The following is an 11,186-nucleotide window of genomic DNA, read 5'->3' on the forward strand; positions in this document are numbered from 1 at the left end:
ATTCTGGGCCTCAATCCCATCATGGGCCTGGATCTCATATTTGGCCAGAATGACCTGTTTGTGTGGGCCTGGATCGTGGTCGCCCTCTGGCTGTTGGCCCGCTGGATCGGGAAAACGACGTCAACGGGCCGGTCGTGGGAGCCGTTGGCCGCGGCCTTCGTATTCGGCCTGGCCTGTGCCAGCAAGTCCACGGCCTGGTTTATGGCGCCCTTTTTCGCCTTGCTGCTGGTATGGGACGAGATTGAGAATTGGCGCGATCTTCCGGGCGCAATACCGGTGTTGATCCGGCGGGGCTGGCCGGCGTTGGCAGCGTTTCTATTGTTGGTGCTGCCTTACCTGATCTGGGATGCCGATGCCCTGGTCGATGATGTCTGGCGTTGGGCAGCTGGAACGGCCGAGACCCATTACCAGATCTGGGGTTGGGGTGCCAGCAACTTTGTGCTGGCTTTCGGCGGTCTGGGCAGTCGCTTCGATACCTGGCCCTTCTGGATCCTGGGATTGCTGGTGACCCTGCCGCTGTTGATCTGGTTGGGCTGGCGCCAGACCCGGGGGAACAGCCTTGGCAACGCTTGCTGGCATTACGGGTTGCTGCTATTGGCGTTTTTCTACGTGTCGCGCTTCCTGAACGAGAATTACCTTGGGTTCATTCTGGCCTTTTTTGCCATGGGCTATTTCGCGGCTGATGCGCGGCAGTCGCAGCCGCCAGAGTCGGTTGACTGACGGAGTGGGTAGAGTCGTTGCGACGCTAGCAAGCGATGCGGGAGCTACGCCAGCACGTCAGCAGACGATGCGAGAGCTAGGCGGTGCGTGAGCTAGGCGGACCGAGAGGTCGGCGTACCGTGACGCTAGCAAGCGGTGCGAGAGCTAGGTAAGGCCACCGAGAGGTGTGAGCTAGGTAGGCGGGAGTCCATCGAGGTCGCCCATGACGATTGGTAGTCCTGGGCGTGGCGAGTTTCTAAGCAGGAAGCCAATCGGCAGCAGGAGCGACGTGGCAATCTCATCTGACCCCAACCAACCCAAACTCATACTGGCTTCTCAGTCTCCCCGGCGGCTGGAGTTGCTGACCCAACTGGGCGTGCCGTTTCAATTGGCATCGGCCGACATCGACGAGACCCCCCGGCCCGGTGAACCTCCGGACGCGCTGGTGCAGAGGCTGGCCCGGGAAAAGGCCATGGCGGTACAGAGGCTGTTTCCCCGCCATCCTGTGCTGGCCGCCGATACGGTCGTGGTGCTTGACGGCCGTATTCTTGGAAAGCCCATCGACGAGCAGGAAGCCCTCCTCATGTTACGCGACCTGCGGGGGCGAGACCACCTGGTGCTGAGTGCCGTATTCGCCGCAACCGGCAGCACAGGCCGGCAGGCCGCAGAACTGAGCCGGTCGTTGGTCTGGATGCGCCCCTATAGCGAAAAGGAAATCATCAGCTATATCGCCAGCGGTGATCCCATGGATAAGGCGGGTGCTTACGCCATTCAGAATCGCGACTTTGCACCGGTCGAGCGCATCGACGGCTGCTTCAGTGGGGTCATGGGATTCCCTCTGGCCCATGTTGTGCGAGCCCTACGCTCTATCGGTATCACCCCGCCGGGCGATGTGGTGACCGCCTGCGCTCCCTATGCAGGCTTCTGCTGTGATGCCTGATTGTCAAGGGTGTGTTTCTTCCCGCTTCCGCGGGAATGACAGGTGCCCGGAGACGTCACTCTCGCGTGCACCCCGGAGGGGCCGGCTGTCATCCTCGCGAACGCGGGGAAGGCGGGAGTCCATCGATCTGGCCAGGGCGAGGGTTGTTTACACCCAAACGGAGCAGATTCTGTTGCGCTGCCAATATCCACCACTTTCGATACACAACCTGCGTGTTGACAAACCTCGCCGGGTGTTGTAAAAATGGATAGGCAGTGCCGTGGCACCATTTCGTTTTTGGGGAACCTCATCTTCTGCATCACAAAGGAGTGTGCAATGCAATGATCGTGATCGACAATGATCGTCAACTGTGTCCCGTAGAAATCGCAACCCTTCAATCGAAAAGGAGAAACTTAAGATGTCGAAGAAACTGATTCTTTTAGCCCTTCTTATCGTCGCTGCCCTGCTGGTGACGAGCTGTGGAGGGTCGGCCCCTGCTGAGCAACCAGCCCAGCCAGAACCGGCCGGCGAACCCGCGCCGGAAAAGCCAGCAGAGAAGGTAACCCTGACCATCGAAAGCTGGCGCAATGACGACCTGCCCATCTGGCAGGACAGCATTATTCCCGCCTTCAATGCCCACTATCCGGATATCGAAGTGGTGTTCGAACCCGCCGCTCCGGCCGAATATGACGGTGTATTGAATACCAAACTGGCGGGCGGCACTGCCGGTGATCTGATCACATGCCGGCCCTTTGACCGCTCGCTGGCCCTCTTCGATCAGGGGCATCTGGCCTCGCTGAACGACCTGTCCGGCCTGGAGAACTTCAGCGATGTGGCTAAGAGCGCCTGGATCACCGACAATGGCTCCGATGTCTTCTGCGCACCGATGGCTTCGGTCATTCATGGCTTTATCTACAACGCCGACGCCTTCGAAGAACTGGGCTTGAGCGTCCCGACCACCGAAGACGAATTCTACGCCGTGTTGGATGCCATTGCTGCCGATGGCACTTACGCCCCGCTGGCCATGGGTACCGCCGATCAATGGGAAGCGGCCACCATGGGTTATCAAAACATCGGCCCCAACTACTGGAACGGCGAGGATGGCCGCCTGGGGCTGATCGCCGGCACAGAGAAGCTGAACGATCCCCAGTATTTGGCCACCCTTGAATCGCTGGCCAAATGGGCCGATTACATGCCCAGTGGTTTCCAGGCTCAGAGCTATCCCGACTCCCAGAACTTCTTCACGCTGGGACAGGGTGCCATCTACCCGGCCGGCTCCTGGGAGATCGCCCTCTTCAACGAGCAGGCTGACTTCGCCATGGGTGCATTCCCGCCGCCCCTGCCCGAGGGCCAGGACACCTGCTACATCAGCGACCACACCGATATCGCGCTGGGCATGAACGCAGCCACCGAACATCCCGAGGAGGCCCAAATCTTCCTGGAGTGGATGACCACGCCTGAGTTTGCCGGGCTGTACAGCAACGCGCTGCCCGGCTTCTTCACCCTGTCCGACCACGATATCAGCCTGACCGATCCGCTGGCTCAGGAATTCCTCAGTTGGCGCGGCGATTGTGAATCGACGATTCGCAACTCCTACCAGATCCTCTCCCGCGGTGAGCCTAACCTGGAGAATGAACTCTGGCGGGTGAGTGCTCAGGTCATCAACGGCGACATCAGCGCCGCGGAAGGTGCCCAACAGCTGCAGGATGGTATGGAGAAATGGTATGCCCCCGGCGATGTGTCCCAGGTGCAGCCCGCTACGGAAGCTGCCATGATGGGCTCCGAGGATATCAGCGGTGAGCTGACGATCGAAAGCTGGCGCAACGACGACCTGCCTATCTGGCAGGATTCGATCATTCCCGCCTTCAACGCGCACTTCCCCAACGTCAAGGTTGTCTTCGAACCTGCGGCACCCGCGGAATATGACGGTGTGCTGAACACCAAACTGGCGGGCGGCACTGCCGGTGATCTGATCACCTGCCGGCCCTTCGACCGCTCGCTGGCCCTCTTTGACCAGGGGCACCTGTCTTCCCTGAACGACCTGCCAGGCCTGGAGAGCTTCAGCGACGTGGCCAAGAGCGCCTGGATCACCGATGATAGCTCCGATGTCTTCTGCGTGCCGATGGCCTCGGTCATCCATGGCTTCATCTACAACCAGAAGGCCTTCGACGAGGTGGGTGTGGAAGAGCCTGCCACAGTGGAGGGATTCTTCCAGGTGTTGGATGCCTTGAAAGATAATGGCAACTATGAGGTTCTGGCCATGGGCACCGCCGATCAATGGGAGGCTGCAACCATGGGCTTCCAGAACATCGGTCCCGCGTACTGGAACGGTGAAGCGGGTCGCCTTGGCCTGATCGAAGGCAGCGAGAAGTACAGCGATCCCCAGTACGTGGCGGTTTGGGACCAGCTGGCCAGGTGGCAGCCCTACATGCCCAGCGGTTTCCAGGCTCAAAGCTACCCCGACTCGCAGAATCTGTTTACCCTCGGACTGGCCGCCATCTACCCGGCCGGTTCCTGGGAGATCGCTCTGTTCAACGAGCAGGCAGACTTCGAGATGGGTGTCTTCCCGCCACCGAAGCCCGAGGGGCAGGATACCTGCTACATCAGCGATCACACCGACATCGCGCTGGGCATGAATCCGGCCACCGAGTACCCCGAGGCAGCCGAGGCTTTCCTCTCCTGGATGACCACGCCGGAGTTTGCATCGCTGTACAGCAATGCCCTGCCTGGCTTCTTCACCCTATCGGATCACGCCATCGAACTGGCCGATCCCATGGCCAACGAGTTCCTGAGCTGGCGCAACGACTGCCAGTCGACCATCCGCAATTCCTACCAGATCCTCGCCCGCGGGGAGCCTAACCTGGAAAACGAGCTCTGGCGAGTGAGCGCCCAGGTGATCAACGGCGACATCAGCGCCGAACAGGCGGCCCAGGAGATCCAGGATGGCCTGGAGAAGTGGTACCCGCCTCAGCAATAGACGCTTGAGGTCTTCACCTGGCAGCGGTTCATGCCGAATTGCTGCCAGGTGCCTTGACAATCTCAAGGGTTATTCAGTCAGGAAGGTTTTTTGGGTCTGGCTTGTTCGGCTTGTTCAGGGAAGGAGTTTCGTATGCAAGGATCCTCAGACAGCAGTGTGGGCCGGCGGGGTTTTCCCTGGCACATCGTCGTCTTTCTGGCGCCAGCGACCATCGTTTACACCATGTTCATGGTCTATCCGCTGCTGGACTCCATGCGCCTGAGCTTTTTCGCTACCGATCGGGCGGGCCAGGAGTTTTTCGTCGGGCTGCAGAACTACGTTACCCTCTTCACCGACGACCTGTGGCAGCCGCGCCTGTGGGGCGCGTTCTGGCACAATGTGGTATTCTTTCTGATTCACATGATCGTTCAGAACTCGATCGGGTTGCTATTGGCAGCGCTGCTGACCTCCCGAACAGTGCGCGCCGCCGGGGGCTTCCGTACAGTGTTTTTCCTTCCGACCATGCTATCGGTGGTCATTGTCGGTTTCATCTGGAAGTTGATCCTTAGCCCTCTCTGGGGCGTGGCGGAGGGAATGCTGAGCCTGGTGGGTCTGGAGTCGTTGTTCAAACCCTGGTTGGGTCTTGAGGGGCCGGCCCTGGTGGCTCTCGCCCTCATTTCCGTGTGGCAGTTCATCGGTATTCCGATGATGCTCTTTTTTGCCGCGTTGATAAGCATTCCGGACGAATTGATTGAGGCATCGACAGTCGACGGCGCCAACGGTTGGCAGGTGTTTTGGCGAATCAAATTCCCCTTGATCCTTCCGGTAGTTGGTATTGTCGCTGTTCTCACCTTTGTAGGCAACTTCAATGCCTTTGACCTGATCTATACCACTCAGGGTGCCCTGGCAGGGCCCAACTACTCCACCGATATCATGGGCACCTTTTTCTACCGTACCTTCTTCGGCCAACAGCTTCAGCTGGGCAATCCGACCATGGGCGCCGCCGTGGCAACTGTGATGTTTCTGATCATTTTGGCAGGCGTATTGCTCTATATGTTTGGCTACCAGCGACGTGTCCAGTCTTATGAGTTATAAAGGACCATTCGGATGAATTCCCACACGCTTCGCTCCTGGCTTGGAAAAATCCCTACCTATGCCCTGCTGCTGGGTGCCGCGGCTGTCGCTCTGTTTCCCATCGTGCTCATCATCATGAACTCCTTCAAGACACGCAAGGCCATCTTCCGGGCACCATGGCTTCCACCCACGGCTGAGACCTTCAGTACTGCGGGTTATGAGACGATCATAGAGCGGTCGAATTTTGGCCTCTACTTTGCCAACAGCCTGATCGTCGCCCTGGTATCGATGTTTCTGATCCTGTTGACCGGCGCCATGGCTGCGTATGCCCTGTCGGAGTATGAGTTTCGGGGAAATCGAATTCTGGGCCTCTATCTGGCTCTGGGCATTATGATTCCGATCCGTCTGGGCACAGTCAGCATCCTTCGCCTGATGGTCTCACTGCATCTCGTCAATACCTTGTTTGCGTTGATTCTGGTCTACACTGCTATGGGGTTGCCGCTGGCGATTTTTATACTCACTGAATTTATGCGTCAGGTACCAAGAGAACTCAAGGAGGCAGCTCGAATCGATGGGGCCAGCGAGTATCGCATTTTTCGCATTATTTTGCCCCTGGTGCGGCCTGCGATCGCAACCGTGGCGGTCTTCACAATGATCCCTGTCTGGAACGATCTATGGTTCCCCTTGATTCTGGCTCCTGGTGAAAAGACCAAGACCGTCACGCTGGGTGCCCAGCAGTTCCTGGGCCAGTTTGTCAGCGACTGGAATGCTGTGCTCTCATCGCTGACCCTTGCCATGGTGCCGGTGCTGATCATATACGTTATTTTCTCGCGGCAATTGATCAGCGGCCTGACCGCAGGAGCCGTTAAATAACCTGGAAGTAGCCAATAAAAGATGACAGACACATTTCGATTGATAAAACCTGACACACTGCCCCCGCTGGATGAAGGGTTCCGTCCGGCGGCGCTGGCTAACCGGGCCTTTCGCCAGGAGGTTGACGATTCTGGCGAGGGGGTTCCCCTGGTCATCGGATTGCAGCGCAGTGGCGATTCGCTCTCTCGTTTCGAGACCGTCGTGTTTCCCGAAGGACATCCGACGGCCAACGCCAATTTGTTCTACGTCGAACGCCTGGTGAAGTTTTTGCTCTGGAGCCGGGGCGGCTGGAAGGTGTTTGTCGGCGGCCCTGAGTCGATTGGGCAACACATCCACCAGGTTTATTCTTCGCAGGGCGCGCGCAGCTTCGACCATCACTTTATGGGACAGAAGGTCTACCAGAAGCCATTCACGGTGGTGACCTGCGCCGCCGGGCAGGTGCCGCCAGCCAATGAAGGAGGGCAAGCCCTGGGCCGCAACCTCCAGGGCGATCGAATCGGATTTGACCTGGGCGCCTCCGATGTGAAGGTGTCGGCAGTGGTCGATGGTGAAGCCATCTTCAGCACTGAAATTATTTGGGAACCGGTGGAGCAAGATGATCCCGGCTATCACTACGATCGCATCAAGACAGCGTTGGGTCTGGCCAGGTCCAAGTTGACCCGGCTGGATGCCATTGGCGGCAGCTCAGCCGGCGTCTATGTCGACAACCGGCCGCGGGTGGCTTCCCTGTTTCGCGGCATCCCCGATGAACGCTTCGATGAGGTTCGCGACATGTTCCTGCGCTTTCGCGATGAGTTTGGCGTGCCGCTGGAGATCGTCAACGACGGTGACGTGACTGCCCTGGCGGGATCGATGTCGCTGGAAGACAATGGTGTTCTGGGCATCGCCATGGGCTCCAGCGAGGCGGCAGGCTACGTCAACCTGGAGGGCAACATCACCGGCTGGTTGAATGAACTGGCCTTTGCACCGGTGGATTACCAGCCCGATGCACCGGTCGACGAATGGTCGGGAGACCGTGGTGTGGGTGCCCTCTACTTTTCTCAGCAGTGTGTCTTCCGCCTGGCGCCCAGGGTGGGCATCGTGTTGCCTGCCGGGGAGGGAGTGACCAAGGCCGCCCGGTTGAAGGTTGTTCAGGCCTGTCTGGAAAAGGGCCATGAGGGCGCCTTGCAGATTTGGCAGACCATCGGCACCTATCTGGGCTACAGCCTGGCTCATTATGCCGACTTCTATGAACTGCGACATGTTCTCATCCTTGGCCGGGTTACCTCGGGACAGGGCGGATGCCTGATCCTCGAAGGGGCAAGGCAGGTTCTCGAATCCGAGTTTCCTGAGCTGGCCGCCCGCATTGACATCCAATTGCCCGATGAAAAAAGCCGGCGCGTGGGACAGTCCATTGCCGCCGCCAGCCTTCCCAGGTTACAGGAGCTATGAAACCAAAACCAATGATATTGATCCAAAACGCCACGATCCTGACACCTCACCGGCAAATTGCCGGGGGTGCAGTTCTGATTGAGGGCCCGCGAATCCTGGCCGTGGGCAGGACCGGGCAGGCTACTCCATCCTCTGATACCCGCGTCATCGATGCCGGTGGTCTATGGCTGGTGCCTGGTTTCATCGACCTCCAGTTCAACGGTGGTTTCGGCCACGACTTCACAGCCGATCCGGAGAGCATCTGGTCGGTAGCGGAAAGATTGCCCCGCTTCGGCGTGACCTCGTTTTTGCCAACGATCATCTCCTCTCCCCTCGATAGGATCAGTCTGGGCCAGGAGGTCGTCCTGCGACAACCTCCTGGGGATTTCGCTGGCGCGATTCCGCTGGGGCTGCACATCGAGGGACCATTCTTGAATCGGCAGAAAAAGGGTGCCCACAATCCTGTCTATCTGCAGCCTCCCGATCTGAAAGTGGTGCAGGATTGGATGCCATCGACCGGTGTGCGCCTGGTATCGCTGGCACCTGAATTGCCGGGCGCCTTGGAGATGATCGAGGTTCTCGCAAGCCATGATGTCCTGGTGAGTGCGGCACACTCAATGGCAAGCTATGGCGAAACCATGGCCGCCATCGACGCGGGACTTCGCTACGGCACCCACCTTTTCAACGCCATGCCGCCGCTGGGTCACCGCGCGCCCGGTCTGCCAGGAGCGTTGCTGACCGATCCGAGGCCGGTGGTCGGCCTCATTGCCGATGGCATCCATACCCATCCCGCCATGATCAGCCTGGTATGGCAGATTCTGGGTAGCCGACGATTGAATCTGGTCACCGATGCCATGGCCGCCCTTGGCATGCCGGCGGGCAAGCACCTTCTGGGAGATTTCGATGTCACGGTTGACCAGATCAGCGCTCGCCTGGCCGACGGAACCCTGGCGGGCAGTATTCTGTCGCTTGACCAGGCGTTGCGAAACTTGATTGAGATTGCGGGCTGTTCTCTGTCAGAAGCGCTGCCAACGGTCACAGAAACGCCGGCCCGGGCCTTGAAGATCGAAAGCGATCGCGGGCAGATCGCAGCTGGTTATGTAGCCGACCTGGTGCTGCTCAGCCCTGAGCTGGAAGTTAGCACCACGATTGTCGAGGGACAGATCGTGTACGAAAAAATATGAGGAGCTGCTGAACATGGTCGATCTAAGATCCACTAATCTCTATCAGGAGATCCACGAGCAGCCTGCGGTGCTGGCCAGGTTATTGCAGGAAGAAGGGCAGACAACCGGGGCCCTGGCTGCTGAGATCAAAAAGCGGGATATCTGCCACGTGATCATTGCCGCGCGGGGGACCAGCGATAATGCGGCTCGCTACGCTCAGTATCTGCTGGGAGCCAGGAACAGCCTGCCGGTCGGGCTGGCGACACCGAGCCTTTTTACGATCTACGAGGAGCCGCCGCGCATGGGCAACGCGCTGGTCCTGGGTATCAGCCAGAGTGGCAAGAGCCCTGACATCGTGTCGGTGCTTGCCGAGGCCCAACGCCAGGGTGCTCTCACCGCAACCATCTCCAATTTCGCCGGGTCCGATCTTGGCAGGGCGGCTGATTTCGTCATCGAACTTCATGCAGGCGAGGAAAAATCGATCGCCGCAACCAAGACCTACACGGCCGAGTTGGCGGCCATTGCCCTGTTGAGCGTGGCGCTGGACGACGACAAACAGGCCAGGCGCGATCTGAATGACATGCCCGCCATGGTGGCGCAGGCATTGGCCCTTGCTGATGACATCGATCGCGTTGCCGAGCGTTATCGTTACATGGAAGCCTGTGTTGCCATCGGCCGCGGTTTCAACTATGCCACCGCTTTTGAGCTGGCGTTGAAGCTAAAGGAACTGACCTATACGGTGGTGGAACCCTACAGCAGCGCCGACTTCCTGCACGGGCCGCTGGCGCTGATCCATGATGGATTCCCGGTGATCACCATTGCTCCCAGCGGCAAGATGCTGCCGGAGATGAAGTTGTTCATCCAAACGGCCCAGGAAAGGCAAGCCGAGGTGTTGGTCATCAGTGACGACGTCCAGGCCCTTGAGATGGGGAGAATGCCTCTGCCCCTGCCCTCCGGTGTTCCCGAGTGGCTGTCGCCGATTACTGCCATCGTGCCCGGACAGTTGTTTGCCATGCACCTGGCCCACACCCGGGATTATGATCCCGACCGGCCCAGGGCCCTGCACAAGGTGACTGAGACGCGCTGATTTTGGGGAGCAGGTAGGCAAGTAGAGAAGGAAACAAGGAAACAAGTAGACAAGGAAACAAGGAAACAAGTAGACAAGTAGAGAAGGAAACAAGGAAACAAGGAAACAAGTAGACAAGGAAACAAGTAGACAAGTAGAGAAGGAAACAAGGAAACAGGTAGACAAGTAGAGAAGGAAACAAGGAAACAGGTAGACAAGGAAACAGGTAGACAAGGAAACAAGGAAACAGGTAGACAAGTAGACAAGTAGAGAAGGAAACAAGTAGACAGGGAGTGAGGAACATGGTGGAAAACAAACTGAAGGTGGGCGATGTTGCGCCCGGGTTCGAACTGACCAGTGATACCGGCGAGTCGGTCAGGTTGTCCGACTTTCGGGGTCAGCAGGTGATTCTGTATTTTTATCCCAAGGATGATACCAGCGGTTGCACCAGGCAGGCCTGTGGTTTCCGCGATGCCCATCCGGAGATCGAGGCGGTCAACGGCGTAGTTCTGGGAATCAGTCCCGATGGCGTGGCCTCCCATCAGAAGTTCAAGACCAACTATGATTTGCCTTTTACCCTGCTGGTGGATGAAGATCACGCTGTGGCCGAGGCATACGGCGTATGGGGTGAAAAATCGATGTATGGGCGCAAATACTGGGGCATCATTCGGTCTCATTTCGTGATCGACGACCAGGGTAGACTCGCCGATGTTCAGGTCAAGGTAAGCCCGGCCAATAGCGTTGATCTTGCTCTGAAGGCCGTCCTGCCCGCGTAGATGGGGCGATACGGGGACGCCGCCAGCACGCTACGCCAGCACGGTAGCAACCGATCCGAGAGGTAGGCGTGCCGAGAGGCAGCAAGCGGTGCGTGACGTCAGCAGACGGTGCGTGAGCTAGCTAGGCGTACCGTGAGGTAAGGACACGAAGCGCGAAGGGTGCGAAGGACACGGGGACGTGGGGATGCGGAGACGCGGTGAAGGGCGGCACGGGGATGCGGAGACGACAGTGGTGTGAACACGCCACTCC

The 11,186-nt window shown here is 58.6% G+C and carries 9 protein-coding genes and 1 pseudogene; all 10 read left to right on the forward strand.

Features of this window, described 5'->3' with window-relative positions; translation table 11 throughout:
- On the forward strand, positions 1-720 hold a 720-nt coding region (locus tag U9R25_08675; GenBank protein ID MEA3335967.1), incomplete at its 5' end, for a hypothetical protein.
- A 202-nt stretch (positions 721-922) separates the two neighbouring features.
- The gene (locus U9R25_08680) at positions 923-1,639 is read left to right on the forward strand and encodes a Maf family protein (GenBank protein MEA3335968.1); all 717 of its coding nucleotides are present in this window, start codon (positions 923-925) and stop codon (positions 1,637-1,639) included.
- Between the two features lie 397 nt (positions 1,640-2,036).
- Positions 2,037-3,350: pseudogene (locus U9R25_08685) on the forward strand (ABC transporter substrate-binding protein).
- Positions 3,351-3,389: 39 nt separating this feature from the next.
- The gene (locus U9R25_08690; GenBank protein ID MEA3335969.1) at positions 3,390-4,595 is read left to right on the forward strand and encodes an ABC transporter substrate-binding protein; all 1,206 of its coding nucleotides are present in this window, start codon (positions 3,390-3,392) and stop codon (positions 4,593-4,595) included.
- Positions 4,596-4,727: 132 nt separating this feature from the next.
- Positions 4,728-5,669: a sugar ABC transporter permease gene (locus U9R25_08695; protein MEA3335970.1), complete on the forward strand. Its 942-nt coding sequence runs from the start codon at positions 4,728-4,730 to the stop codon at positions 5,667-5,669.
- A 12-nt stretch (positions 5,670-5,681) separates the two neighbouring features.
- On the forward strand, positions 5,682-6,521 hold the full coding sequence (locus tag U9R25_08700; GenBank protein MEA3335971.1) for a carbohydrate ABC transporter permease: 840 nt from the start codon (positions 5,682-5,684) through the stop codon (positions 6,519-6,521).
- Between the two features lie 21 nt (positions 6,522-6,542).
- Positions 6,543-7,952 (forward strand): ROK family protein, encoded by a 1,410-nt coding sequence (locus tag U9R25_08705; protein MEA3335972.1) that lies wholly within the window; start codon positions 6,543-6,545, stop codon positions 7,950-7,952.
- The gene (gene nagA / locus U9R25_08710) at positions 7,949-9,115 is read left to right on the forward strand and encodes an N-acetylglucosamine-6-phosphate deacetylase (GenBank protein MEA3335973.1); all 1,167 of its coding nucleotides are present in this window, start codon (positions 7,949-7,951) and stop codon (positions 9,113-9,115) included. Before U9R25_08705 ends, nagA begins: the two co-directional genes overlap by 4 nt.
- A 13-nt stretch (positions 9,116-9,128) precedes the next feature.
- The gene (locus tag U9R25_08715) at positions 9,129-10,181 is read left to right on the forward strand and encodes an SIS domain-containing protein (GenBank protein ID MEA3335974.1); all 1,053 of its coding nucleotides are present in this window, start codon (positions 9,129-9,131) and stop codon (positions 10,179-10,181) included.
- Positions 10,182-10,462: 281 nt separating this feature from the next.
- On the forward strand, positions 10,463-10,936 hold the full coding sequence (bcp, locus tag U9R25_08720; protein ID MEA3335975.1) for a thioredoxin-dependent thiol peroxidase: 474 nt from the start codon (positions 10,463-10,465) through the stop codon (positions 10,934-10,936).
- Positions 10,937-11,186: the final 250 nt, after the last annotated feature.

Source organism: Chloroflexota bacterium (assembly GCA_034717495.1).
Taxonomy (GTDB): Bacteria; Chloroflexota; Anaerolineae; order JAAEKA01; family JAAEKA01; genus JAYELL01.

What these genes read in the sequence shown, in the direction of transcription:
- U9R25_08680 (MEA3335968.1), top strand. Translation starts at nt 923, where the DNA reads ATGACGATTGGTAGTCCTGGGCGTGGCGAGTTTCTAAGCAGGAAGCCA.
- U9R25_08690 (MEA3335969.1), top strand. Translation starts at nt 3,390, where the DNA reads ATGATGGGCTCCGAGGATATCAGCGGTGAGCTGACGATCGAAAGCTGG.
- U9R25_08705 (MEA3335972.1), top strand. Translation starts at nt 6,543, where the DNA reads ATGACAGACACATTTCGATTGATAAAACCTGACACACTGCCCCCGCTG.
- nagA (MEA3335973.1), top strand. Translation starts at nt 7,949, where the DNA reads ATGAAACCAAAACCAATGATATTGATCCAAAACGCCACGATCCTGACA.
- U9R25_08695 (MEA3335970.1), top strand. Translation starts at nt 4,728, where the DNA reads ATGCAAGGATCCTCAGACAGCAGTGTGGGCCGGCGGGGTTTTCCCTGG.
- U9R25_08700 (MEA3335971.1), top strand. Translation starts at nt 5,682, where the DNA reads ATGAATTCCCACACGCTTCGCTCCTGGCTTGGAAAAATCCCTACCTAT.
- bcp (MEA3335975.1), top strand. Translation starts at nt 10,463, where the DNA reads ATGGTGGAAAACAAACTGAAGGTGGGCGATGTTGCGCCCGGGTTCGAA.
- U9R25_08715 (MEA3335974.1), top strand. Translation starts at nt 9,129, where the DNA reads ATGGTCGATCTAAGATCCACTAATCTCTATCAGGAGATCCACGAGCAG.